Here is a 24,207-nt window from a genome sequence, read left to right on the forward strand (position 1 = left end):
AGAGGCTTATGCCACTCCCGCCAACCTTCAGACCCCCGCCGGTGAATAAGCCGGGTTAACTTCGCATATTTCCCGTACAAATCGTCATAAAGTTGCGGGGGACGGGCATTGAATTTCCTACACCGTTCCGAGCCCTGGCGATCCCTTTTCCGTCGGCATGATCCGCATATGGGCGCCGGCGGCGGGATAGGACATCCAGCTATCCGCCGATCAGGCTGGCCCGTCAGGACGGGTTATGCGTCTGAAGAAAGGTGTCGAGCTGTTGAAGAAATGCCAGCCGGTCTGCCTCCCGAGAAAAATGATGGTCGCCAAGCGGCTGTTCGACATAGATATAGTCGCGCCCAGCGACCTTGCCCGCCGATTTCAGCCGGTCCGCCATATTGCGCGACTGGTTGACTTGCACGCGACGGTCCTTTTTGCCGTGCATCAGCAGAATGGGTGTAGAAAAGCGGGCGGCGAAGTTGATAGGCGAGACGGCGGCGAAATTCGGCGCTTGCTCCTTCATCCAGTCCTTGCGCGTGCCGCTGTCGAGGAAATTCGAGTCATACTGCACCATCGCGCCGAGATCCGAAACACCGGCATAAGACACTGCGCAACGATATTTCGATCCGTCACGCTCGGCCGCGCGCATCGCAGCATAGCCCCCGTAGGAGGCACCTACCATGCACACACGCTTCGGATCGGCGATACCTTCCCTCACCGCCCAGTCGACCGCGTCGTTCAGGTCGTCCTGCATGGCCAGGCCCCATTGCCCTTCGCCCTTTTCCGCGAAAGCGACGCCATAGCCCGAAGAGCCCCGATAATTGGGCTGAAGCACGGCATATCCGCGCCAGGCGAGAAATTGCACCCACCAGTCCCATCCCTCCGTATCGCGGGCGAAGGGACCGCCATGCGGCATCAGGATGAGGGGCAGGTTTTTTGCCTCGCGCCCGGCTGGAAGGGTGAGGATCGCGGCGATCTCCAGTCCGTCGCGTGCCTTGTAACGGATGGTCTTGACCGGTGAGAGGCGGGTCTTGGCCGTAAAAATCCTCATGACGCCGACTGACGTGTCGTAGAAATAATAGGTACCAGGCTGGTCGGGTGTGCCGACATGGATGATGAGGCGCTGCCCATCCCGGCTGGTGGACACGATGCGGGCACGGCGGTCGCCCACGGCCTTGTCCACGTCGGCCTGGATCTTGGCGAGGTTGGCGTCGAACCAGTGCACCGAGGGCGCGTCGCCGGTATAATATACGCCGGCCAGGCCCGTGCCGGCTGCATCCTCCTCTATCCCGTCAATGTCGAAACCGGGCGCGTCGAACAGCTTCTTGCCCAGTTCCAGAGTGTCGAGATTGAGTTCGTAGAGCGCGTCGGTACCATCGCGACTGTCGCTGGCGACGGCGCGTGTCGTATCGGCCGTAAACAGGAGCGGTGCGATCAGCGACTCATCCTTGCGCCGGTTTGCTCGGTCCACGACGCGGAAGGCGGTCGTCGCATCAGGGCGATAGAGCAGCTTTGCCATGCGACTTTTGTCATTATAGCCAATGCCCATGCGGACGGTTCCTGCAGCGTCGGCATACCAGCTGCGCACGAACTCCCGTGACGCGACGACATTGTGTCGCCGGCCGGTGCTGACATCGACCTCATCCACCTGCGGCCAGAAGCCGCGGTCGGAATAATAGATGGAGCTTTGGTAGGACAGAAGGATGCGGGGACTGCCGTCGCGCGCCATCCAGATCACATCACCGGCATTCTGTGCCGCTACATTCTTGGCGATCAGGTTGATCTTGGTGCCATCGGCCTTCACGCCGACGACGCGGGTAAGATACCAGGGCGAACCTTCGACATTGCTTTCGGCCCCAAAGCCGATCACCAGCCAGTCGTCATTGACCCACTTCCACCAGTTGAGGTCGTTGTCGCCCAGGGGTATCGTCCGCACATTCTTGTCGCCTTTGTCGAAAATGTCGGCGATGATCAACTTCTGTTCGCCGCCGATTGCGATGCGGCTGGCGATGTGCCTGCCGTTGGGCGAGAGCCCCGGCGCGTTCATCATGGGCAGTGCCGCGAAATCCTGAACCGTCCATTGCTTGGCCGGCTGCTGCTGCTGCTCAGCCGTCTGCGCCAGAGTCACTGACCCCCACAGGCTGGCGACCATCGCCAGAACCCCCGTTATCCGCCCCATTCTTCCCCCGAAACTTGCGTTAGACTCTGCAAATCTAGTGTGTTGCCACAGTCTCGTCACCCGCAAAATGGACGTTCGAACAGCGTGTTGCCCGCCTCAGGCGGCGCGTAGCGAGACCCGCGGCGCCAGCATCGCGCGATTGCGGCCCCCGCGCTTGGCGGCATAGAGGGCGGCGTCCGCCGCGCCGATCCAGCTGCCGCTGGTAACGCGATGGGGATCGATGGCGGCGACTCCGAAGCTGGCGGTGACGCGCAAAGGCGGATCGTGCGGGATGGTGAGCGCGGCGATGGCGTCGCAAAAGCGCTGGGCCGCCAGCACGGCTTCCGTCTCTCCCGTTTCCGGCAACAGCAGGCCGAATTCCTCCCCGCCGAGCCGGCCGAAGGCGTCGCTGGGGCGGGAGAGGGTGCGGCAGAGATCGGCCACCGCCTCTATCACCATGTCGCCGGCTGGATGACCATGGGTGTCGTTCACCGCCTTGAAATGGTCGATATCGAGCAGCAGCAGCGCGGCCGGGCGGTCATGTCGCAGATAGAGAGCGATCTGGCGGTCGACGGCGGCGACAAAGGCGCGGCGGGTGAGCGCGCCGGAAAGCGCGTCACGCTCCGCCAGCAGGCGCAGTTCCATCTGCTCCACGACGATGGGAGCGAGGCCATGAAGCGCGGCGAGCTGGTCGGGCGCGAAGTCGCGAACGCGTGTATCGATGGCGCAGAGCGATCCCACATTATAGCCGTCGGACGTGCGCAGCGGGACGCCGGCATAGCTGCGGATGCCGGGATCCCCGGTCACCAGCGGATTGTTGCAGAAGCGTGGATCCGCCTGGGCATCGGTGATGACGAGGGGGTGATGCTGGCGGATGGCATGATCGCAGAAGGCGACGCTGCGCGGCGTTTCCGTGACGGCAAGGCCGGGATGCGACTTCAGCCATTGCCGGTTCGAGTCAATGAGAGAAACGGTGGAGATGGGCACCTTCACAAGCGTGCGCACAAGATCGGTGATTCGGTCGAAGGCGCTATCGGCCGGCGTGTCGAGAATGTCGTAGCGGCGCAATGCGGCGATGCGACCGGCTTCGTCGGTGAGCTTGTCCTGGGGGGTCATATGTCTATCCGCTGCCTTGGCCTTGCCGCGGATCACCCCCTCCATCCGCGATGAAAGAAGGTGCGCGGCGGCGGTTGAAAAAAGGTTAACGCCCTTTCTTCGGCAAAGTGCGAATATAATCCAAACATATGGAAATAATTGCGGATATTCAGGATATATTTCCATCGTTCCTGGTAATTAGCGTCTCGATTTGGCGGATTTCTGCCGTTTTTTATGAGTTGGCACGGCCTCTGCAGTGCTTGGGATGTGCCCATGACGGGCCACGCAAGACCAATCAGGGAAGGACATCATCATGAAGACCATCGCTTTCGCCGCCGCCGTCGCTGTCGCCACTGTCGCCGTTTCGGCCGCCGCCACCCCCGCTTTCGCGCAGGCGGAAGGCCGTTTCCAAACCGCCAAGGTCACCTACAACGCGAAGACCGACCGCTATTGCTTCCGCTGGAACGTCACTGGAATGCTGACGCCGGTATCGGAGTGCCGCACCAAGGCGGAATGGGCACAGGAAGGCCTCACCATCCACCACAAGTCTGCGGTTGTCCTGGCCCAGCGCTGAGGCGGGGCATGACGCGCAGCAAAAGGCCCGGCCGGATGCACCGGCCGGGCCTTTCGCGCTTTGAAAGGCCAGTCGTCAGCCGCCATGCGCCAGCGCGGCCAGCAGCAGCAACGCGACGATATTGGTGATCTTGATCATCGGATTGACCGCTGGCCCTGCGGTATCCTTGTAGGGATCGCCCACAGTGTCGCCGGTCACCGCGGCTTTATGGGCTTCGCTGCCCTTGCCGCCATGGTGGCCGTCCTCGATATATTTCTTGGCATTGTCCCACGCGCCACCGCCCGAGGTCATCGACAGGGCGACGAACAGCCCGGAAACGATGACGCCCAGCAACAGCGCGCCCAGCGCCGCAAAGCCATTGTCGGTCCCGGCGACCGCCGCAATCGCGAAATAGACGACGATCGGCGCCAGTACCGGCAGCAGGCTGGGCACGATCATTTCCTTGATGGCTGCGCGGGTGACGAGATCGACCGTGCGGGCATAGTTGGGTCGCGATGTTCCCTCCATGATGCCCTTGTTGGCGGCGAACTGGTCGCGCACGTCCTTCACCACGTCGCCGGCTGCGCGGCCGACTGCGGTCATCCCCATCGCGCCGAACAGATAGGGCAGCAGCGCGCCCAGCAGCAGGCCGACGATGACATAGGGGTTGGACAGACTGAAATCGACCGGCGCGGTGAGGCCGAGCGCCGAATTGTAGAATTTGAGGTCTTCCGTATAGGCGCCGAACAGCACCAGCGCAGCAAGGCCCGCCGATCCGATGGCATAGCCCTTCGTCACCGCCTTGGTGGTGTTGCCCACTGCGTCCAGCGCGTCGGTCTTGACCCGGACACTGTCGTCCAGATGGCTCATTTCCGCGATGCCGCCGGCATTGTCTGTGACCGGACCATAGGCGTCCAGCGCCACGACCATGCCAGCGAGCGCCAGCATAGCCGTCGCCGCGAAGGCAATGCCGATGAGGCCGGCGAGCTTGAAAGCGACGATGATGCCCACCACGATGACGAGCGTGGGAAGCGCGGTCGATTCAAGGCTGATGGCAAGCCCCTGGATGACGTTGGTGCCATGTCCGGTTTCGGACGCTTTTGCGATTGAGCGGACCGGGCGATAGTTGGTGCCGGTATAATATTCGGTGATCCAGACGATGAGGCCCGTGACGGCAAGCCCGACCATCATCGACCAGAATAGCGCCATGCCGGTATAGCCGCCCACGCCGTCCAGGTCCGCGCCGAAGACCGCGTTCATGTCGCCCAGCACCTGCGCTGTCACATAATAGATGGCCGGGATCGACAGGACCGCCGTGGTCCAGAAGCCCTTGTAGAGCGCGCCCATGATCGACTGGCTGGCGCCGAGCCGGACCATGTAGGTGCCGATGATCGAGGTGATGATGCAGATGCCGCCGACCGAAAGCGGGAGCGCCATGAGCCGCAGCAGGAAGCCATTGTCGACGCCGGTGACGAGCAGCGCGGTCAACACCATGGTCGCGCCCACCGTCACCACATAGGTTTCGAACAGGTCGGCCGCCATGCCCGCGCAGTCGCCGACATTGTCGCCGACATTGTCCGCGATCACGGCGGGATTGCGCGGATCGTCCTCCGGGATGCCGGCCTCCACCTTGCCGACGAGGTCCGCGCCGACATCCGCCGCCTTGGTGAAGATGCCGCCGCCAAGGCGCGCGAAGATGGAGATGAGGCTGGCCCCGAAGGCCAGCGCGACGAGGCTGTCGATGACCAGCCTGTCGTCGGGCGCGTGGCCGGCCGGGCCGACGAGATACCAGAAGAAAACGCTGATCGCGAGCAGGGCGAGGCCGGCGACCAGCATGCCGGTGATCGCGCCTGCCCTGAACGCGACGGTGAGGCCGCTTTGCAGCGTGCCGCGACAGGCTTCGGCCGTGCGCACATTGGCGCGCACCGAGATGTTCATGCCGATGAAGCCCGCCGCGCCGGACAGGATCGCACCGATCAGGAAACCGATGGCCGACGTAAGGCCGAGGAACAGGGCGACGAGGATGGCCACCACCACGCCGACGATGGCGATGGTGGTATATTGGCGAGCGAGATAGGCCTTCGCCCCTTCCTGGATCGCGCCCGCGATCGCCTGCATAGTTTCGTTGCCGGGCGATGCGCTCAGCACCTGACGACTTGTGAATAGTCCGTAGAGCACGGCCAGCAGGCCGCACCCTATCGCGATGATGACGATGTCCATGCTTGTTCCTCTCCCCCTTCTGTTATGGAATCATCGCGCGCTCCGCAGGGAATGACGGACGGGCGAAAGGCATGGGGGCAGGCGGCCGGACGGGGGAGGTCCGGCATCGGGCGCCGCGGCAATCAGCTTCGGGGCATGGCACATCGAACGCGCTCCAGCCGGCTGAGAATTAAGGTAACGAAGCTACAGCGCTTGCCGCCCGCGTCAAGATGCGGCTGTCCTGATATGGATCAGCGTCGGAGGAGCCCGGCCACGATGGCACACGCTGCGCGGCTGACATCGTCCCAGGTCGTGGCGAAGCCCGCTTCGTCGCCAAAATAGGGATCGGCGACGCCGGTCCCTTCGCGGCCGGGAACGAGGTCCATCAACAAGCCAAGATGGGCGGTGCCATCCGCCGGGCGGAGGCGGCGCAGATTGCGCAGATTGTCGGCATCGAGCGCGTAGATATGCGTGAAACGGCGGAAATCTCCGGCATTCACCTGCCGCCCGCGATAATGGGAAATGTCGATGCCCGTGCGCAGCGCCTGCCGCTGGGCACGGGCATCGGGCGGGCGGCCGACATGCCAATCGCCGGTACCGGCGGAATCGACGGTGAGGGCAAGGCCGGCCCGTTCCGCTTCCGCCCGCAACGCCGCTTCGGCCAGCGGCGAGCGGCAGATATTGCCCAGGCAGACGAAGAGGATGGCGGGCGCGCTCATCCTTCCGCGGCAGCCGTGGAGAGGCCGAGGCCAGGGATGCCGATGGAACGCTTGCCCGAAAAATCGGTGCGGGCGACGATGACGCCCAGCTTTTCCATATAGTCGATGAGGCGGCGGACGCGGCCGGGCGAACTGGTGCCGTAGGCGCGGGCGAGTGCGGCGTCGTCGGGGCAGGGGCGGCCGTCTAGGGCGGCACGGGCGATGAGCAGGAAGGGGGCGAGCATATCCTCCGGCACGGGCGCCGAGGCGGCGATCGCATCCTGCCAGCGGGGATCGTCGGCGTCGGCCATGCCCGCCTGCGCCATGGCGAAGCGTTTGCGGAAGGCGGGGAGGTCGAGCGGCGATTGTTTGAGGCCGCGCATCCGGCAGCGGACGCCGAAATCCTGATAGAGGCTGGCGACCGACGGCGCGGCGTCCCCCAGATCAGCGACGATCTCCTCCAGTACCGCGATGACGATGGGTTCGTTCTGGCCGAAGTCGAGTTCGGGCGCGGCGGGTTTCGCCTGGGGCGCGTCGGCGAGCTGGCGCATGATGTCCTCGGCCGGCCGGGGCGGCGGATCCGCGCGCGGCGGGGGCGGGGACAGTGCCTCCTCCTCCTGCCTTGCAAACAGCAGTTCCTGAAAATCCTCGCCGGTGGTGACGGGCGGCGGCATCAGCTTGTGCGATCCGCCACGCGTGCCGGTTTTTACAGCGCCGATCTTCACATTGACCGGGCGGCGGGCGATGGCGGGCCCCAGCCCCAGGAAGCGGCCGCGCTCCAGGTCGCGAATCTGCTCCGCCTGCCGCCGTTCCATGCCGAGCAGGTCGGCCGCGCGCGCCATGTCGATGTCGAGGAAGGTGCGGCCCATCAGGAAGTTGGACGCTTCCGCCGCGACATTCTTGGCCAGCTTGGCGAGCCGCTGGGTGGCGATGACGCCGGCAAGGCCGCGCTTGCGGCCCCGGCACATGAGGTTGGTCATGGCGGCAAGGCTGAGCCGGCGCGCCTCGTCCGATACGTCGCCGGCGGCGACGGGCGCGAACATCTGCGCTTCGTCCACCACGACGAGCGCGGGATACCAGTGGTCGCGCGGCGCGTCGAACAGGGTGGAGAGGAAGGTGGCGGCGCATTTCATCTGCGCTTCCAGTTCCAGGGCATCGAGGCTGAGCACCACCGAGGCGCGATGTTCGCGGATGCGGCTGGCCATGCGCACGATGTCGCGTTCATTATGGTCGCCTGCGTCGATGACGACATGGCCATATTCATCCGCCAGCGTGACGAAATCGCCTTCCGGGTCGATCACCACCTGCTGCACCATGGCGGCGCTTTCCTCCAGCAGGCGGCGCAGGAGGTGCGACTTGCCGGAGCCCGAATTGCCCTGAACGAGCAAGCGGGTGGCGAGCAATTCCTCCACGTCTACAGTCACGTCCTTGCCGTGGCTGTCGGTTCCTATGCTGATGCTGGCGGTCACGCCGGGCTTTTGCCGGGCCAACGCGGGCGGCGCAAGCCCGCTGGGACGGGGATTCATGCGCAAACGTTTGCCATGACGGATTTCTGCTGCTTCCGGCTGTGCGCCGGAGAGCGGATTAGCTTGACGCAAACCCTGCTGCGTTGCAGCATCAAGTCATGGCGACTCCGGCATCCAATCCATCCGCTCCGGCGATCACGCAGAATCCCGATATCCGCTATCTCGGGCGGCTGCTGGGCGATGTCATCCGCGCCTATGGCGGGGAAAAGCTCTACAAGCAGACCGAATATATCCGCTCGGCCTCGGTCGACCGGGCGCGGGGGGTGCAGGGCGCGGATCTGACGGATACGGGGCTGGAGGCGCTCAATCTGGATGATACTCTGGCCTTCACGCGCGGCTTCATGCTGTTTTCGATGCTCGCCAACCTGGCGGAGGACCGGCAGGGGGTGGCGGCCGAGCCGGGGGCGGACGTGGCGTCGGTGATCGAACGGCTGGAAAAGGAGGGGGTCGGGCGCGACGCGGTGCTGGAACTGCTGTCCAACGCTCTGATCGTGCCGGTGATGACCGCTCACCCGACCGAGGTGCGGCGCAAGAGCATGATCGACCACAAGAACCGGATCGCCGAGCTGATGCTGCTCAAGGATGCGGGGCGGATCGAGACGGACGAGGGCGAAAATCTGGACGAGGCGATCTTCCGCCAGATCGCGCTGTTGTGGCAGACGCGCCCGCTGCGGCGGGAAAAGCTGTTCGTCGCTGACGAGATCGAGAATGTGCTCGCTTATTTCCGCGACATCTTCCTGCCGGTGCTGCCGGCGCTTTATGCGCGATGGGAGCGGGTGCTGGGCGCGCGGCCGCAAAGCTTCCTGCGCGTGGGCAACTGGATCGGCGGCGACCGCGACGGCAATCCCTTCGTCCAGGCCGAACAGCTGGAACTGGCGCTGAAGAAGGGATGCGGCGCGGCGATCGCCTATTATCTGGACGCGCTGCACGCGCTGGGAGCGGAACTGTCGCTGTCCACCGAACTGGCCCATGTGCCTCAGGCGGTGCTGGACCTGGCCGAGGCGAGCGGCGACGCGTCGCCGAGCCGCAGGGACGAGCCCTATCGTCGGGCGATCAGCGGCATCTATGCGCGGCTGGCTGCGACCTGCGTCGCGCTCACCGGCGGGCAACCGGCGCGACCAGCGATGTTGAAGGGCGAGGCCTATGTCAGCCCGCAGGATCTGCGCCGCGACCTCGTCATCGTGGCGCAGGGGCTGGCGAGCGAGGGCGACGGGGCGCTGGCGACCGGCGGGGCGCTGGGGCGGCTGATCCGCGCGGTCGAGACATTCGGATTTCACCTCGCCACGCTCGACATGCGGCAGAACAGCGCGGTGCACGAGCGGGTGGTCGCCGAACTGCTGAAACAGGCGGGGGTCGAGGCGGACTATCTGGCGCTGGATGAATATGCGCGCATCGCATTGCTGCGGCGGGAGCTGGCGAACAACCGGCCGCTGGGCGCACCCTTTTCCGATTATTCGGAAGAGACGGCGTCGGAACTCGCGATCGTCCATGCGGCGGCGGAGGCGCACCGCACCTACGGGCCCGCCTGCATCACCCACTATATCATTTCCAAGGCGGAGAGCGTGTCCGACCTGCTGGAGGTCAACATCCTGCTGAAGGAGGCCGGGCTGTGGCGCGCGGGGGTGGACGGCGCGCCGCCGCAGGCCGCCATCATGGCGATCCCGCTGTTCGAGACGATCGCGGACCTTGAGGCCGCGCCCAGCATCATGACCGCCTATTTCGGCCTGCCCGAGATCGTCGGCGTCGTGAAGGCGCGGGGCCATCAGGAAGTGATGATCGGCTATTCCGACAGCAACAAGGATGGCGGCTACATCACATCGACCTGGAGCCTCTACAAGGCGAGCCAGGCGCTGGAGCCGGTCTTTGCCGAGGCAGGCGCCGCGATGCAGCTGTTCCACGGGCGCGGCGGCGCGGTCGGGCGCGGCGGCGGGTCGGCGTTCAAGGCAATCCAGGCGCAGCCCAGGGGCAGCGTGCAGGGGCGTATCCGCATCACCGAACAGGGCGAAGTGATCGCCGCCAAGTTCGGCACGCGCGACGTCGCCATGACCAACCTGGAAGCGATGACCAGCGCCACGCTGCTCGCCAGCCTGGAGCCGGACCCGATTTCGGCGCGCGATGCCGAGCGCTTTGGCGGGGCGATGGACACGCTGTCGAAGAGCGCCTTTTCCGCTTATCGCGACCTGGTCTACGGCACCGAGGGGTTCAAGGAATTCTTCCGCCAGTTGACCCCGATACAGGAAATTGCCGGCCTCAAGATCGGTTCGCGGCCGGCGAGCCGGACCAAGAGCAATGCGATCGAGGATCTGCGCGCCATCCCCTGGGTATTCAGCTGGGCGCAGGCGCGGGTGATGCTGCCGGGCTGGTATGGCGTGGGTCATGCGCTGACCGCGTTCGAGGACAAGGCATTGCTGGCCGACATGGCGCAGCACTGGGCGTTCCTGAAGTCGGCGCTCGCCAATCTGGAGATGGTGCTGGCGAAATCGGACCTGGGCATCGCCGCGCGCTACCTGCCGCTGGTGGAGGATCAGGGCAAGGCCGACGAGATTTTTGGGCGCATCCGTGATGGATGGGCGCGTACGCATGACGGGCTGCTGGCGGCAACTGGCCAGTCGCGCCTGCTGGAAAAGAGCCCGGCGCTGGACTCGTCGATCCGGCTGCGGCTGCCCTATATCGAGCCGCTGAACCTGTTGCAGGTGGAGCTGTTGAAGCGCCACCGCGCGGGCGAGGAGGATGCGCGGATCAAGGAAGGGATCGAACTGTCGATCAACGCGATCGCGACGGCGCTGCGCAACAGCGGGTAGCGCCGGGGCAGATTGTCGCACGGGGCAGGGGGATCAGACCAGTCCCAGCCGCGCCAGTTCGCCCAGCATCGCAGGGGGCATGGCGTCGAGATCGTCGGCTTCGCCGTCGCCCAGGTCGCGCGGCGCGTCGGCCTCCTCCAGATAACGCCAGCCCTGATGGGCGCGCTTGGGCTTGGCCTGGACGGCGATCAGGCGCGGCTCCAGCCGGATCCAGTGGAGGCCGGTGCCCGTTTCCTCGAAGCCGATGATCGGGCTGCGGCCGACGATGCGGTGCTGGTGTATCCAGAAGAGCGAGCCGCCCGCCATCTCCGCCACGCGCTTGGGCAGGTAGCGGGTGGATGTACGCGCCTCCCCCGGCTGGCTTTCGAGCCAGGCGCGCAGCGTGGCGGGGCTTTCCGCGCCAAAGGCGATCTTGGTCATGTGCAGCGGCATGATGATTGAGAGTCCAGACGCATTGTTCCTGCTGCCAAAGGAGCACGTCCTTTCAAATGGGGGCTTGTTTCACCCCGTCAATCCCGCCGCCGTGGCGAGGCCGAGAAAGGCGAAGAAGCCCATGGAATCGGTGATCATCGTCACGAAGATGGACGAGGCGACGGCGGGATCGAGATTGAGCCGGTCGAAGGCGAGCGGCACCGCCGCGCCGGCAAGGCCCGCCGTCACGATGTTGGTCATCATCGCCGCCGCGATGACGCCGCCCAGATGCGGGTTCTGGAACACGAGCGAGACGCCAAGGCCCAGCACCACCGCGACCGTCGCGCCGTTGAGCAACGCCACCCGGATTTCGCGGATGATGGTGCGCCGCGCATTCGACCCGGTGATCTGGTTGGTGGCGAGCGCGCGGACGGTGACGGCCATCGTCTGGCTGCCGGCGTTGCCGCCCACGCCCGCGACGATCGGCATCAGCGTGGCGAGCGCCACCATCTTCTGGATCGTGCCTTCGAAAATGCCGATGATCGTGGAGGCGACCAGCGCCGTCAGCAGGTTGGTGAGCAGCCAGCGCACGCGCGCGCGATAGCTGTCCACCACCGGTTCGTTGATGTCGCCTTCGCCCGCGCCGGACAGGCGAAGGATGTCCTCGCCCGCTTCCTCCGAAATGATGTGGACGATGTCGTCCACCGTGATCATGCCGACGAGCCGGCCGGCGGGATCGACGACGGCGGCGGAGATCAGCGCATATTTCTGGAAACGGAGCGCCACCTCCTCCTGATCCATGTCGACCGGGATCAGCGTCTGTTCCCGCTTCATGAGGTCCGCCATGGCGACGCCGCGCGGGCAGGTGAGCACCCAACTGAGTTGGCAGGTCCCGATCGGCTTGTGCGCGGCGTCGACGACGAAGATTTCCCAGAAGTCGCGGGTGAGGTCGTCATTGTCGCGCAGATAGTCGATCACCTGCCCGACCGTCATATGTTCGGGCACGGCGACCAGGTCGCGCTGCATCAGGCGGCCGGCGGATTCCTCGGGATAGGCGAGCGCGCTTTCGATGGCGGCGCGGTCTTCCGGCTCCATCGCGTCGAGGACCGCCTGCTGGTCGGCCTCCTCCATATCCTCGATGATGGCGACCGCGTCGTCGGTGTCGAGTTCGGCGGCGAATTCGGCCAGCTGTTCGGGCGCCAGCGCGCCGATCAGGTCGTCGCGGACATAGTCGTTGAGTTCGGACAGCACCTCCGCGCCGACGAGGTCGCCGAGCGCGGCCGCCACCTCTGCCCGGCGTTCGGACGGGATCAGTTCCAGCAGGTCGGCGATGTCCGCGGGATGGAGCGGCGAGACGAGGTCGCGCGCCTTTTCACTGTCGCCTTCCTCCACCGCGTCGAGCACGGCGGTCAGAAATTCGGGCTTCAGCCGGTCGTCCTCATCGTGGCTGGCCTCGGCCGCCTCGATCAGCGTGTCGTCAGTGTCGTCCCCATGACCGAAGGGGTCGGCGAAGTCGCCGCGCTCGCTCATCGCGCCCCCTACTGTCCGGTTCCTGTAACATTGCGCTGCTTTCGCTGATGGGAGACCCAATTGCAATGGGCGAGACGAAGCGGCGGCCCTTCTCCACAAGTTTCTTTGCTCACGGGCCCGAGCCCCTATATGGAGCGTCCAACCCTTCCCCGGCACAGAGAGGATTTTTCATGGCCGACGACACGCTTACCCTCACCCTCGACAGCGGCGGCGACGTCGTCATCAAACTGCGCCCCGACCTGGCACCCGGCCACGTCGCGCGCATCGTGGAAAATGCCAAGGAAGGCTTTTACGACGGCGTCGTGTTCCACCGCGTCATACCCGGATTCATGGCGCAGGGCGGCGACCCGACTGGCACCGGCATGGGCGGCCACCCCGACAAGCCGGACCTGAAGGCCGAATTCAGCCGCGAACCGCATGTGCGCGGCGTCTGCTCCATGGCGCGCGCCAGCAATCCCAACAGCGCCAACAGCCAGTTCTTCATCTGCTTCGACGATGCGACCTTCCTCGACGGCCAATATACCGTCTGGGGCGAAGTGACGTCGGGCATGGAGCATGTCGACGCGCTGCCCAAGGGCGAGCCGCCGCGCACGCCCGGCAAGATCGTGAAGGCGACGGTCGCCTGACGCGGCGTGCGGTTCAGCGACCCATATCCTGAATGAATGTCGTCCGTCACCCCGGGGCTGGTCCGGGGTGACGGAAAAGGCGAACGAGGCGATGCCCTAACGCTTCTTGCCCGCCATGCCGTCCGTCATGGAAATGGCGCGCGCCGGTTCCGCTCCATTGTCGGCGGCAGGCGTTTCGGGCGGCGTGTAGGGGCCGATGCTTTCGATATGCCAGCGGCGCTGTTCCGCCGTGGACCCCGGCACGTCGTTGACGCGGCGCAGCGTGACCTGGCGCAGGATGGAAAAGGGTTTGCCGTTGGCCGCGATCCGGCCGTAGACCTGCACCGGCACGGTTACATAGAGGGATCCCGCAGCGCCTTCGGCCTCGGCCGGTGCGCCGACATTGGCGTGGATTTCGCTGAAGCCGCGGAAGCGCGCCTCGAAATGGGCGTCATCCTGCGAGCCGATCGCGCCGGACTGGTTCCACAGATCCTGCGCGTCGATGAAGCGCTTTTCCTCCAGCAGGCCATAATAGCCCTGAACGACCTGCGCCGCGCCCTGCGCGCTGTTCGGATCGATCGATCCTTCCACGATCGGTTCGGGATCGATGGGCAGGCCGCCCGGCGTACCGGGAGCAGGTGGGTCCAGCGGTTCCATGAGCGCCATCGCCTCGGCCCGGACGTTGTTTTCGACCTGAGTCTGGCTGGCCCCGTTGGCAAGATTGTCGATCGCGCTTTCCTCCCGTCCGTCGCAGGCGGCGACGAACAGGAGAGGCAGCATCAAGGCGGTCCTGGCCGACCACCGCATCAGTTGGGCTGAACCCTGGGCGCGACGTCACGGCCGCCGCCGCCACGCATGGGCCGGTCGCCGCCGAAGCGCCGCGCGGGGCGGGAACCCCAGCTTCGCTGCGGTCGTGGCTGGCCAGCCTGTGTCTGTGGCTGCTGCGGCGCGGCTATGCCCGGCTGCGCGTCGGGGCGCGGGCCGCCATTGCCCTGCCAGCGTCCGCGGTCGGGCGCGCCGTCCGGGCCGCGCGGCGGGCGGCCTTGCCAGTTGCCGTCGGGACCGCGCGGCGGGCGACCCTGCCAGTTGCCCGGCCGATTGCCGCGACGGCCTTCCCAATAGCGGCGCTGCGCGTCCGACCAGCGCTGGCGCCGGCCGCCCCGGTCATAGACATAATAGCCGTTGCCGGGATAGTAGAAGCCGTCATACCAGCCATAGCCGCCGGGATAGAAGCCGCCGTTCCAATAGGGATCATAATAGCCGCCGCCATAATAGCCGCTGCCGACACTCACGCCGCCATAGCCGTAGCCATCGTCATAGCAGCCACCGAGCGCCAGCGCGCCTGCAAGACCGATCATCCCCAGTAACCGATGTCGGATGCCCGTCATCGCCTGTCTCCTTCGATATGATATCGGGCGTCTAACGCGTGCCGGTTGAATTGGTTGTGAATGGATTATCCAACGGACAGGCATTGGTCCGCAAGGCGCTGCGCTATGGGTGGGCGGGCGCTGGTCAGCGGCGGCCTATGCCCCGCTCGATCAGCGCGTTGGCGATGCTGGCGATCTCCTCGGCCGGGCGGCTGTCGTCCCATACGCCATAGCGAAGACCCAGAAACACGTTCATCCCCATGATCGCCCAGGCATGGACTTCATCGACCGCGCCTGTGATCTCGCCCCGATCGGCGGCGCGGCGCAGGCGCGATTCCATACGGTTCGCGGTATTTTCATAATGGGCGCGATAGGCGGCCTGATCGACGAACTCGGCTTCGTCGATGATGCGATAGATTTCCTTGTGGTCACGGGCGAACTCCAGAAAGCTCAGCAGGCCGATACGCTCCGCCTCGATCCCGTCGCGCGCCTGCGCGATTCGGGGGGAAACATAATCGCGCACCTGTCCCGACATGTCGTTGACGAGCGCGCGGAAAATATCGTCCTTGCTGGCGAAATAGGTATAGAAGCTGCCCAGAGCGCAGCCCGCGCGGCGGGTGATGCCGCTGATCGATCCTTCGTGGAAACCCTTCTCCCCGAACTCCTGCGCGGCGGCCGACAGCAACGCGCGGCGGGTCCGCTCGCCGCGGGCGGTGCGGGGGGTCTTGTCATCCTTGTCGGGCGGCGCGTCGGCCATCTCCACTCCCTGATGCTGTGTTCTTCTTGCAGCGTTCGTGCGCCGTCGTCACGCGCTCTCTTATTTCAAGTTGAAACCCGGTTCAACTTTCATTATCGAATAGGCCGATCGAGGCGATCCGGCAGACCGGACGCAGGATTTTTCAGGAGAGGACCGATCCGATGAAGGCTCGTCAGACCATTCGCACCCTTGCTCTCGCCTCCGCCGCCTGGGGCGGCATGATGGCAGTGCCCGCCTTCGCTCAGGACAATGCGCCGCCGCAGGCCGCTGCCGAGGAGGACAGTGCCGCGATCGTCGTCACCGCGCGCCGGCGCGAGGAGACACTGGTGAGCGTGCCGATTGCCGTCAGCGCTTTTTCGGGCGAAGCACTGGAGCGTGGCGGGGCGATCGACATCACCGACCTTGCCAATGTCACGCCCAACACCACGCTGGAAGCTTCGCGCGGGACCAATTCGACGCTGACGGCCTTCATCCGCGGCGTCGGGCAGCAGGATCCGGTCTCCGGCTTCGAGCAGGGCGTCGGCATCTATCTGGACGATGTGTATCTCAATCGTCCGCAGGGCGCGCTGCTCGACATATACGACGTGGAGCGGATCGAGGTGCTGCGCGGGCCGCAGGGCACGCTTTATGGCCGCAACACGATCGGCGGCGCGGTCAAATATGTGACGAAGATGCTGCCGCAGGATTTTTCGCTGCGGCTGAAGGGCACCTATGGCAGCTATGACCAGGCGGACGGCATCGTTACCGTTTCCGCGCCACTGGGCGACATCGTGCGCGTGGGCGGGGCGCTCGCCCGGCTGTCGCGTGGCGGCTTCGGCACGAATCTGACCACGGGTCAGGACAATTATAACAAGGATATTTGGGCGGCGCGCGGCACGTTCGAGATGGGCGGCTATGGCGAGCCGGTGCTGATGCGGATTACGGGCGACTATACGAAGGACAAGAGCAATGCGCGCGGCGGCCATCGCCTGATCCCTGGACAGGCTTCTGGCGCGCCGGTGCTGAGCGACGTGTTCGACACGCGCGGGGGGCTGCGCGATCCGCAGCAGGAGGTGAAGTCCTACGGCCTGTCGATGAACATCACCGCCGAACTGAACGACACCTTCACGCTCAAGTCGATCAGCGCCTGGCGCAAGGACGACAGCGCCTCGCCCATCGATTTCGACGCGCTGCCTGCGGTCGATGTCGACGTGCCGGCCTATTATCGCAACGAGCAGCTGAGCCAGGAAGTGCAGTTGCAGGTCGATGCCGGGCCGTTGAAGGGCATGATCGGCTTCTATTATCTGGACGCAAGCGCGGACACGCAGTTCGACACGCGCATCTTCACGACGCTGGCCGGCCTGACCGCCTTCACCCAGGCGGACGTTGACACGGAAACCTACGCGATCTTCGGCGACTTCACCTATGATTTCAGCCCGCAGTTCAGCGTGTCGGCAGGCGGCCGCTATACGTGGGACGAGCGGACGGCAGATATTCTGCGCCAGAATTATCTGGGCGGCGGGTCGCCCGTATTCGGCGGCGCGGGCCTGCCCTTCGGCGCGCCGAGCACCGATTTCCGGGGCACGGCCAAGTACAGGAAATTCACGCCGCGCTTTTCGGTCAGCTACAAGCCGACGCCGGATCACAATATCTATGCCAGCTATTCCAAGGGCTTCAAGGGCGGTGGTTTCGACCCGCGCGGGGTGGGCACCAACGCGCCGGATCTGAACGGCGATGGCATACGGCAGGACAGCGAGGTCGCATCCTTCCTGGCCTTCCGTCCCGAAGAAGTGGACAGTTACGAAGTCGGTTATAAAGGCAATCTGATGGACGGCGCGCTCTATGTCGCGCTGGCGGGCTTCTACGCCGATTACAAGGATGTGCAGATTCCGGGATCGGTCGCCTGCACCGTCGTCGGCGGCACGCCGCCGCGCCCGATCCCTTCCTTCTGCGGCATTGTGTCCAATGCGGGCAAGGCGCGGTTCAAGGGGCTGGAGTTCGAGAGCAATGCGCGGCTGGGCCGCGACATGATGACGCCGGGCGACCGGCTGAACCTGCAGACCGCGGTGGGCTATATCGACGCGGAGTATCGCGAATATATCACCAATATCGGCGGGGTGCCGACCGATGTCGCGGCCTTCCGCAAGGTGCAGAACACCCCCAAATGGACCGCGAGCGGGACATTCTCCTACTCGACGCCGGTGGGGGACGGCAGCCTCTATGCCGGGACGACCGTGTCCTGGCGGTCGAAAACCTACCAGTTCGAGATCCCCAATCCCTATATCGATCAAAAGGGCTATGCTCTGTGGGACGCGAGCATCGTCTATACCGCCCCCAACGACCGCTGGTCGCTCGGCGTCCACGGCAAGAATATCCTGGACAAGGAATATAAGACGTCGGGCTATACTTTCGTCGCGGCGAACCCGGTGACGGGCGCTATCATCAACAATGCCGCCGGTTTCCCGACGCCCTCGCTCGGGCGGGAAGGGACGCTGACCGCCTTCTACGGCAATCCGCGACAGGTGTTCGTGACCGGAACGGTGAAGTTTTGAGATGAACCCCGTCATCCGTTCGCTTCGGGCCCATCGACGCCGCTCGGGGCAGGCCATGCCGGGAAGCGTTTCCCGACTTCGCGCGAAACGAACGGATGGCTAAGGGGCTGCCCATGACAAGCGAAACCTCCCCCCGCTACGGCCCCGGCTATTCCAGGCTGGTGCTGGCGATGCTGCTGCTGGTCTATACGTTCAACTTTCTCGACCGGCAGATCCTGGGCATCCTGGCCGGACCGATCAAGGCGGAGCTGGGGCTGAGCGATACGCAGCTCGGCGCGCTGGGGGGCATCGCCTTCGCGCTGCTCTATTCGACGCTGGCGATCCCGCTGGCGCTGCTGGCCGACCGGACCAGCCGGACGTGGGTCATCACCGTCAGCCTGGCCGTGTGGAGCGGCTTCACCGCCTTGTGCGGCGTGGCGGGCAGCTTCGCGCAGCTGTTCCTGTTCCGCATCGGCGTGGGCGTGGGCGAGGCGGGCGGCGTCGCGCCCTCCTATGCCGTCATCTCCGATTATTTTCCGGCGCATCAGCGGGCGCGGGCGCTATCCGTCTATTCGCTTGGCATCCCGCTGGGATCGGCAGGCGGCGTTCTGCTGGGCGGCTATATCGCGCAGACCGTGGAGTGGCGGACGGCCTTCATTCTGGTGGGGCTGCTCGGCCTGCTGATCGCGCCGGTCTTTCGCCTCGTCGTGCGGGAGCCGGCGCGGCCGGCGAAGGACGCGCAAGCCGTGCCGGTGTCGGCCGTGTTCGGCATCCTTGCCGCCAAGCGCAGCTTCTGGCTGCTGGCGCTGGGCGCGGCGTGCAGTTCGATGTGCGGGTATGGCGTCGCCTTCTGGTTGCCGAGCCTCCTCATGCGCAGCTTCGGTCTCGATCTTGTCGGCGCGGGACAGTTTCTGGGCGGATTGCTGCTGATCGGCGGGGTCGCCGGCGTGCTGCTGGGCGGATGGCTGGGCGACCGGATGGGGAATGGCGACCGGGCCTATTATGCCTGGGTGCCGGCGGTCAGCTATGTCGTGGGGATGCCGCTGTTCGTCGTTGGCGTGCTCTCCTCCAGCGTCACTTTCGCTTTCCTCCTGTTCCTGATCCCGCAGGCGCTGGTCTATGTCTGGCTGGGGCCGGTGCTGACCGCCGTGCAGCATCTGGTGCCCGCGCACATGCGCGCGAGCGCGGCGGCGTGCTTCCTCCTCATCAACAATCTCGTGGGCCTCGGCCTGGGGAGCTGGGCGGTGGGCAGCCTGTCGGACGCGCTGACGCCGCAGTTCGGGACGGAAGCGCTGCGCTACGCGATCGTCGCGGCGCTGGGATTCTATCTGCTGGCAGGGCTGTTCATGGCGCTTGCGGGCAAGGCGTTGCGGCGGGACTGGGTGGCGCAGTGAGACAGCGATGCGGATGAGGAGAGGCCGGTCAGCGATTGCCGAACCCGTCGCGCTCGACGGTGGCGTGCGCTCGGGATGCGACGGGCCGGTTGCGGTCCCGATGCCTTGCTTCGTTGGACAGGGCGAACGAAGCGGGAGGCGCGGATGGACAGACGGGCATTCATGGGCAGGGCCGCAGGCATGGCAGCGGCGCTGCCCCTTGCAGCCAAGGCCGGCGCGGCGTTCGATCCGTTCGCGGGCGTGGAGCCGGTGCGCGCGACGCCGGACCGCATCTTCCGCACCACCGTGTGCCTGCGTCCCTTCCGCGCCACAGGGCCACGCATCGAGGTAGAGCAGGTCGGCCGCAAGCGCGTCGTCCACAATTATGGTCATGGCGGCAGCGGCTGGTCGCTGAGTTGGGGGTCGGCAGAGGCGGCGGTCGCGCTGGCGCTGGCCGACGGGGTGCGCGACGTGGCGGTGATCGGCGCGGGCGCGCTGGGGCTGACCGCCGCGCTGACGGCGCAGCGCGCGGGCGCGCGGGTCACCATCTATGCGAAGGAGCAATTCCCCTTCGTCCGCTCGGCGCGCGCGACCGGCACCTGGTCCCCAGACAGCCGGGTCGCGATGGAGAAGGCGGTGGATCCGGGTTTCGGCGACCGGTGGGAGGCGATGGCGCGCGCGTCCTTTTCCTATTTCCAGAGCCTGCTGGGGATGGCGGGCGATCCGGTCGAATGGACGGATCGCTATGCCTTGTCCGACACGCCCTTCGGCCCCCGGCGTGTGTCCGCTCCCACTATGGAGCGGCCCGACGATTTCCTCCATCTGGAAAGCCGGCTGGCCGACATCATGCCGCGCAGCGTCGATCTTGCGCCCGGCACGCATCCTTTTCGCGCGGCCTATGCGCGGCGCAACAGTTCGCTGACCTTCAACGTCGCCGACCTGACGCGCCAGTTGACGACCGATTTCAGACTTTCAGGCGGATCGATCGTCCCGATGGAATTCCATGCGCCGGGCGACGTCGCCAAGCTGAAGCAGCCGGCCATCATCCATTGCACCGGCTATGGCGCGCGCGCCCTTTGGCGCGACGAGAGCATCGTGCCCGTGCGCGGGCAGATCGCCTGGCTGATCCCTCAGCCGGGCGTCACCTATGGCGTCTATTACGGATCGCTGTCGATGCTGGCGCGGCGCGACGGCATCGTCGTGCAGGAGGTAGGGCAGGACGAATGGTTCGGCTATGGCGACGCCAATGAGGAACCGGACCATGCAGCGGCGCAGGAGTGGGTGCGGCGGCTGGCGACATTCTGGGCCTAGGACCGAATATGGATTCCCCCAGCTTACCTAGCGTTCCCGCGTGGCGCTGAACTTCACCTTGGGATGGCGTTCCTGCTGGTAGCCGATGTCCCAGGCGCTGCGGGCCATGAAGACGAGATTGCCGTCGCGGTCCTTGGCCATGTTCGCGCCATTATAGGCGACCAGATCCTTGATCGCGGCCTCATCGCCACTGATCCAGCGAGCGGTGTCGAAGGGCGAGGGTTCGAGGCCGGCGGTGACCTTATATTCGGCTTCCAGCCGCGAAATCAGCACTTCAAGCTGGAGCTGGCCGACGACGCCGACGATCCACTGGCTTCCGATTTCGGGGTAAAAAACCTGGATCACGCCCTCTTCCGAAAGGTCATCCAGCGCCTTGCGCAATTGCTTGGTCTTGGTGGGGTCTTTCAAAGCCACCCGGCGCAGGATTTCGGGCGCGAAATTGGGCAGGCCGGTAAAGCGCAGGCCCGGCTTTTCCGAAAGCGTGTCGCCCACGCGCAGCGCGCCATGATTGGGGATGCCGATGATGTCGCCGGGGAAAGCCTCATCCGCCAGTTCGCGGTCCTGCGCGAAGAAGAGGATGGGCGAATGGACCGCGAGCGGCTTGCCCGAGCCTGACGGTGTCAGCTTCATGCCGCGGCGGAACTTGCCCGAAACGAGGCGCATGAAGGCGATGCGGTCGCGGTGCATGGGGTCCATGTTCGCCTGCACCTTGAAGATGAAGCCGGTGACTTCGTTCTGGTCGGGTTCGACGGCGGCCGGTTCGGCGGGTTGTGGCCGGGGCGGCGGGGCATGGGCGGCCAGCGCGTCGATCAGTTCGGTCACGCCGAAGAGCTTGAGCGCCGATCCGAAATAGACCGGGGTGAGATCGCCGGCGCGGTAGCGGGCGAGGTCGAATTCGGCGTAGCCGCCCTGTGCCAGTTCGGCCTCTTCGCGCAGGCGGTCGAGCGCCTGGGGCGAGAGCAGGTCGGCAAGCTGCGGATCGGCAAGGCCGGAAAGATGCGCTTCCTTGCCCTCAAACTCGCGCGAGGGGCCGGTCGGCTGGCGCAGGCGGTTCGTGGCGAAATCATAGATGCCCTCAAACTCGCCGCCCATGCCGGCGGGCCAGCTCATCGGGCAGACGTCGAGCTGGAGCTGGTCGGCAACCTCGTCGAGCAGGCCGAAGATTTCACGGCCTTCGCGATCGACCTTGTTGACGAAAGTGATGATGGGGACGTTGCGCAGGCGGCAGACTTCGAACAGCTTGCGGGTCTGCGGTTCGATCCCCTTGGCGGCGTCGATCACCATGACGGCGGAGTCGACGGCGGTCAGCGTGCGGTAGGTGTCCTCGGAAAAATCCTCGTGGCCCGGCGTGTCGAGCAGGTTGAAGGTGATGGTTTCGCCGTCGCGCGTGCGCTCGAACGTCATGACCGAGGATGTGACGGAAATGCCGCGCTGCTGCTCGATCTTCATCCAGTCGGAGCGGGCACGGCGGTTGGCCCCGCGCGCCTTGACCTCGCCCGCAAGATGGATCGCGCCGCCTTCGAGCAGCAGCTTTTCGGTGAGCGTGGTCTTGCCCGCATCCGGGTGCGAGATGATGGCGAAGGTGCGGCGGGAAGGGATGGTCATTGTCAGAGGCTCTTGCAAACGGCCCTTCGGGCTGAGCCTGTCGAAGGGCGTAACGCGCTGGCTTCGACAGGCTCAGCCCGAACGGAATTTTGACAGCCCGTTACACGCCGACCAGCGTCACGTCCATGCGGAAGCTGCGGCTGTCGCCGGGGCGAAGGGCCATGATGCCGGGCTTGTTCCAGACATCGCCAGTGAACCCCACCGGATCGGCCATGCCGGCCCAGGGCTCGACGCAGAGATAATGGGCGCCGGGCTTTTGCCACAGGCCGAGCCAGGGCGTGTCGGGAAAGTCGATTTTGAGGTGCGGCTTGCCCGGCACCCCCCAGGTCAGCGATCGGCTGGCGAGATCGTCCCAGATGAGGGCGTCGCCCGCGAACATGGCGTGGGTCGGGGCGAGCGTGTCGCCTTCGACCGGCGAGGGAAAAGATTCGCGGGCGATGAGGCCAGGTTCGTGGCCAACCTTGCGGATCGGCGCGGGTTCGGGTTTTTCAAAGACGATGCGATGGTCCTCCACGCCGCCGCCATAGGGAAGCGGCCAGGCGAAGGCGGGGTGGTAGCCGAAAGCGAAGGGCATGTTCGCTTCGCCCCTGTTGCTGACCGTGGCGGTCATGCGGAGTGTCGCATCGTCGAGCGCGAAATCCATGTCGAGGCGGAAGTCGAAGGGGTAGACGGCGCGGGTTTCGTCGTCGGCTTGGAGGCGGAGGGTGACGCGGGCTTCGGACTGGTGGACGAGGGCGAAGCATTTGCGGCGGGCGAAGCCGTGCTGCGGCATGGAATAGTCGCGCCCGTCGAGGCGATAGACGTCGCCGCGCGAGCGGCCGACGAAGGGGAAGAGAAGCGGCGCATGGCCGGTCCACCAGCGCGGATCGGCGTCGGTCATGAGGTTGCGTCCGTCCGCATCGGTGAGCGACCAGAGTTCCGCGCCTTCGGGCGCGATGCTGGCCGAAAGGGCGGGCGAGGCGATGGAGAGGCGGTTGCTGGATTCGGGCAAGATGGAGGCTCCTGAGAGGGACGGTCGTGGTAGCGCGGCGGCGTGCGGCTGTCTGCCCCCCGGCATGATCGTTTCGCAGCGGGAACCGTTGCGCCGGCCATCGGTTTGGCGGGCAGGGAGAATGATGACATGAAGACAATCGCCATGGCCGCCACGCTGTCGCTGATGCTGCTGCTTCCCGCCGCCGCGCAGGCGCAGGACAAGCAGGAGCAAAAGAAGGAAGAGGGACGGCGGGACGGCACGCTCGACAAGGCAGGCAAGATCGCCACTCAGCCGGCCAAGGATGTCGGCATCGACAAGGCCGAAATTCCGCCGATTCTGATGAAAGCGGTGGAGAATCCCTATGCCCCGCCGCCGTCGCGGACCTGCAAGGGGCTGACCGCGTCGATAAAGGAACTGAACGCCGTGCTGGGCGAGGACTTCACCGTCGGGAAAGAAGCCAATGAGAACCGCAGTGGCAAGATCGCGGAGGCGGTCGGCAAGACGGTGGTCAACTCGCTGATCCCCTTCCGCGGGCTGGTGCGCGAGATCAGCGGCGCGGCCCCGGCCGAGCGCCGACTGCAAGCGGCGGTGACGGCGGGAATCGCGCGGCGCGGCTATCTGAGGGGGTTGGCGTCCGCGAAGAGTTGCAAGCTAGGATGAAGGAGCGCGCCTTTGCGGCGGGACTCGGTTGCTGTGTTCGCGGGAGCAGATGATGGGTAGGGCTGGAATCGGCTTTCGCGCGTCACATTTCGC

At 65.6% G+C, this 24,207-nt stretch carries 19 protein-coding genes; 7 read left to right on the plus strand and 12 right to left on the minus strand.

Annotation, left to right across the window (positions count from 1 at the left end):
- Window positions 1-223: 223 nt before the first annotated feature.
- Both AX724_RS20965 and AX724_RS20970 read right to left on the minus strand, forming a co-directional pair.
- Window positions 224-2,161, minus strand: a complete 1,938-nt coding sequence (locus AX724_RS20965) for an alpha/beta hydrolase family protein (RefSeq protein WP_082733633.1) — start codon at window positions 2,159-2,161, stop codon at window positions 224-226.
- A gap of 96 nt (window positions 2,162-2,257) precedes the next feature.
- The gene (locus tag AX724_RS20970) at window positions 2,258-3,256 is read right to left on the minus strand and encodes a sensor domain-containing diguanylate cyclase (protein ID WP_066770885.1); all 999 of its coding nucleotides are present in this window, start codon (window positions 3,254-3,256) and stop codon (window positions 2,258-2,260) included.
- A gap of 292 nt (window positions 3,257-3,548) precedes the next feature.
- Between AX724_RS20970 and AX724_RS20975 the strand changes: the two genes are divergently transcribed.
- Window positions 3,549-3,809 (plus strand): hypothetical protein, encoded by a 261-nt coding sequence (locus tag AX724_RS20975; RefSeq protein WP_066770784.1) that lies wholly within the window; start codon window positions 3,549-3,551, stop codon window positions 3,807-3,809.
- Window positions 3,810-3,884: 75 nt separating this feature from the next.
- Here the strand turns inward: AX724_RS20975 and AX724_RS20980 are convergent, their stop codons facing one another.
- From AX724_RS20980 to AX724_RS20990, 3 genes are all read right to left on the minus strand, one after another.
- Window positions 3,885-6,008: a sodium-translocating pyrophosphatase gene (locus AX724_RS20980; protein ID WP_066770786.1), complete on the minus strand. Its 2,124-nt coding sequence runs from the start codon at window positions 6,006-6,008 to the stop codon at window positions 3,885-3,887.
- Window positions 6,009-6,238: 230 nt separating this feature from the next.
- Entirely contained in the window at window positions 6,239-6,706 is a 468-nt protein-coding gene (locus AX724_RS20985; RefSeq protein WP_066770788.1) for a low molecular weight protein-tyrosine-phosphatase, read from the minus strand.
- The gene (locus AX724_RS20990; RefSeq protein WP_066770887.1) at window positions 6,703-8,154 is read right to left on the minus strand and encodes an ATP-binding protein; all 1,452 of its coding nucleotides are present in this window, start codon (window positions 8,152-8,154) and stop codon (window positions 6,703-6,705) included. The genes AX724_RS20985 and AX724_RS20990 overlap by 4 nt, the downstream gene beginning before the upstream one ends.
- A gap of 155 nt (window positions 8,155-8,309) precedes the next feature.
- Between AX724_RS20990 and ppc the strand changes: the two genes are divergently transcribed.
- Entirely contained in the window at window positions 8,310-11,012 is a 2,703-nt protein-coding gene (gene ppc, locus AX724_RS20995) for a phosphoenolpyruvate carboxylase (protein WP_066770790.1), read from the plus strand.
- Window positions 11,013-11,045: 33 nt separating this feature from the next.
- On the opposite strand, the gene AX724_RS21000 is transcribed toward ppc, so the two are convergent.
- Both AX724_RS21000 and mgtE read right to left on the minus strand, forming a co-directional pair.
- Window positions 11,046-11,444, minus strand: coding sequence for a DUF1489 family protein (locus AX724_RS21000; protein WP_066770792.1), 399 nt, complete (start codon window positions 11,442-11,444; stop codon window positions 11,046-11,048).
- Window positions 11,445-11,513: 69 nt separating this feature from the next.
- Entirely contained in the window at window positions 11,514-12,953 is a 1,440-nt protein-coding gene (mgtE, locus tag AX724_RS21005) for a magnesium transporter (RefSeq protein ID WP_066770794.1), read from the minus strand.
- A 170-nt stretch (window positions 12,954-13,123) separates the two neighbouring features.
- Between mgtE and AX724_RS21010 the strand changes: the two genes are divergently transcribed.
- Complete coding sequence (locus AX724_RS21010; protein WP_066770797.1) at window positions 13,124-13,579, plus strand: peptidylprolyl isomerase; 456 nt, start codon at window positions 13,124-13,126, stop codon at window positions 13,577-13,579.
- A gap of 96 nt (window positions 13,580-13,675) precedes the next feature.
- Here AX724_RS21010 and AX724_RS21015 read toward each other — a convergent pair whose 3' ends face one another.
- The 3 genes from AX724_RS21015 to AX724_RS21025 form a co-directional block, all read right to left on the minus strand.
- On the minus strand, window positions 13,676-14,365 hold the full coding sequence (locus tag AX724_RS21015) for a hypothetical protein (protein ID WP_066770799.1): 690 nt from the start codon (window positions 14,363-14,365) through the stop codon (window positions 13,676-13,678).
- Window positions 14,365-14,946 carry a hypothetical protein gene (locus AX724_RS24660; RefSeq protein ID WP_066770801.1) on the minus strand — a complete coding sequence of 194 codons (582 nt, stop codon included), beginning with the start codon at window positions 14,944-14,946 and terminating at the stop codon, window positions 14,365-14,367. The genes AX724_RS21015 and AX724_RS24660 overlap by 1 nt, the downstream gene beginning before the upstream one ends.
- Window positions 14,947-15,070: 124 nt before the next feature.
- Window positions 15,071-15,682 carry a TetR/AcrR family transcriptional regulator gene (locus AX724_RS21025; RefSeq protein ID WP_066770804.1) on the minus strand — a complete coding sequence of 204 codons (612 nt, stop codon included), beginning with the start codon at window positions 15,680-15,682 and terminating at the stop codon, window positions 15,071-15,073.
- A gap of 161 nt (window positions 15,683-15,843) precedes the next feature.
- On the opposite strand from AX724_RS21025, the gene AX724_RS21030 reads away from it, so the two are divergent.
- From AX724_RS21030 to AX724_RS21040, 3 genes are all read left to right on the plus strand, one after another.
- Window positions 15,844-18,213 (plus strand): TonB-dependent receptor, encoded by a 2,370-nt coding sequence (locus AX724_RS21030; RefSeq protein ID WP_066770812.1) that lies wholly within the window; start codon window positions 15,844-15,846, stop codon window positions 18,211-18,213.
- A 113-nt stretch (window positions 18,214-18,326) separates the two neighbouring features.
- Window positions 18,327-19,586: a spinster family MFS transporter gene (locus AX724_RS21035; RefSeq protein WP_066770815.1), complete on the plus strand. Its 1,260-nt coding sequence runs from the start codon at window positions 18,327-18,329 to the stop codon at window positions 19,584-19,586.
- A 144-nt stretch (window positions 19,587-19,730) separates the two neighbouring features.
- A complete protein-coding gene (locus AX724_RS21040) occupies window positions 19,731-20,876 on the plus strand; it encodes an FAD-dependent oxidoreductase (RefSeq protein ID WP_066770818.1) in 1,146 nt (381 codons plus the stop codon).
- A 27-nt stretch (window positions 20,877-20,903) separates the two neighbouring features.
- On the opposite strand, the gene AX724_RS21045 is transcribed toward AX724_RS21040, so the two are convergent.
- A complete protein-coding gene (locus tag AX724_RS21045) occupies window positions 20,904-22,481 on the minus strand; it encodes a peptide chain release factor 3 (protein ID WP_066770821.1) in 1,578 nt (525 codons plus the stop codon).
- Between the two features lie 100 nt (window positions 22,482-22,581).
- On the minus strand, window positions 22,582-23,472 hold the full coding sequence (locus AX724_RS21050) for an aldose 1-epimerase family protein (protein WP_066770823.1): 891 nt from the start codon (window positions 23,470-23,472) through the stop codon (window positions 22,582-22,584).
- A 129-nt stretch (window positions 23,473-23,601) separates the two neighbouring features.
- Between AX724_RS21050 and AX724_RS21055 the strand changes: the two genes are divergently transcribed.
- On the plus strand, window positions 23,602-24,114 hold the full coding sequence (locus AX724_RS21055) for a hypothetical protein (RefSeq protein ID WP_066770825.1): 513 nt from the start codon (window positions 23,602-23,604) through the stop codon (window positions 24,112-24,114).
- The last annotated feature ends 93 nt before the right edge of the window (window positions 24,115-24,207 follow it).

The organism is Sphingobium sp. CCH11-B1, from assembly GCF_001556865.1.
In the GTDB taxonomy this organism is placed as follows: domain Bacteria; phylum Pseudomonadota; class Alphaproteobacteria; order Sphingomonadales; family Sphingomonadaceae; genus Sphingobium.

Bases quoted from the DNA above. Each gene is read 5' to 3' on its own strand.
- ppc (WP_066770790.1), top strand. From the start codon at position 8,310: ATGGCGACTCCGGCATCCAATCCATCCGCTCCGGCGATCACGCAGAAT.
- AX724_RS21025 (WP_066770804.1), bottom strand. From the start codon at position 15,682: ATGGCCGACGCGCCGCCCGACAAGGATGACAAGACCCCCCGCACCGCC.
- AX724_RS21010 (WP_066770797.1), top strand. From the start codon at position 13,124: ATGGCCGACGACACGCTTACCCTCACCCTCGACAGCGGCGGCGACGTC.
- mgtE (WP_066770794.1), bottom strand. From the start codon at position 12,953: ATGAGCGAGCGCGGCGACTTCGCCGACCCCTTCGGTCATGGGGACGAC.
- AX724_RS21000 (WP_066770792.1), bottom strand. From the start codon at position 11,444: ATGCCGCTGCACATGACCAAGATCGCCTTTGGCGCGGAAAGCCCCGCC.
- AX724_RS20975 (WP_066770784.1), top strand. From the start codon at position 3,549: ATGAAGACCATCGCTTTCGCCGCCGCCGTCGCTGTCGCCACTGTCGCC.
- AX724_RS21055 (WP_066770825.1), top strand. From the start codon at position 23,602: ATGAAGACAATCGCCATGGCCGCCACGCTGTCGCTGATGCTGCTGCTT.
- AX724_RS21015 (WP_066770799.1), bottom strand. From the start codon at position 14,365: ATGCGGTGGTCGGCCAGGACCGCCTTGATGCTGCCTCTCCTGTTCGTC.
- AX724_RS24660 (WP_066770801.1), bottom strand. From the start codon at position 14,946: ATGACGGGCATCCGACATCGGTTACTGGGGATGATCGGTCTTGCAGGC.
- AX724_RS21040 (WP_066770818.1), top strand. From the start codon at position 19,731: ATGGACAGACGGGCATTCATGGGCAGGGCCGCAGGCATGGCAGCGGCG.
- AX724_RS21045 (WP_066770821.1), bottom strand. From the start codon at position 22,481: ATGACCATCCCTTCCCGCCGCACCTTCGCCATCATCTCGCACCCGGAT.
- AX724_RS21035 (WP_066770815.1), top strand. From the start codon at position 18,327: ATGACAAGCGAAACCTCCCCCCGCTACGGCCCCGGCTATTCCAGGCTG.
- AX724_RS20970 (WP_066770885.1), bottom strand. From the start codon at position 3,256: ATGACCCCCCAGGACAAGCTCACCGACGAAGCCGGTCGCATCGCCGCA.
- AX724_RS20985 (WP_066770788.1), bottom strand. From the start codon at position 6,706: ATGAGCGCGCCCGCCATCCTCTTCGTCTGCCTGGGCAATATCTGCCGC.
- AX724_RS20980 (WP_066770786.1), bottom strand. From the start codon at position 6,008: ATGGACATCGTCATCATCGCGATAGGGTGCGGCCTGCTGGCCGTGCTC.
- AX724_RS20965 (WP_082733633.1), bottom strand. From the start codon at position 2,161: ATGGGGCGGATAACGGGGGTTCTGGCGATGGTCGCCAGCCTGTGGGGG.
- AX724_RS21030 (WP_066770812.1), top strand. From the start codon at position 15,844: ATGAAGGCTCGTCAGACCATTCGCACCCTTGCTCTCGCCTCCGCCGCC.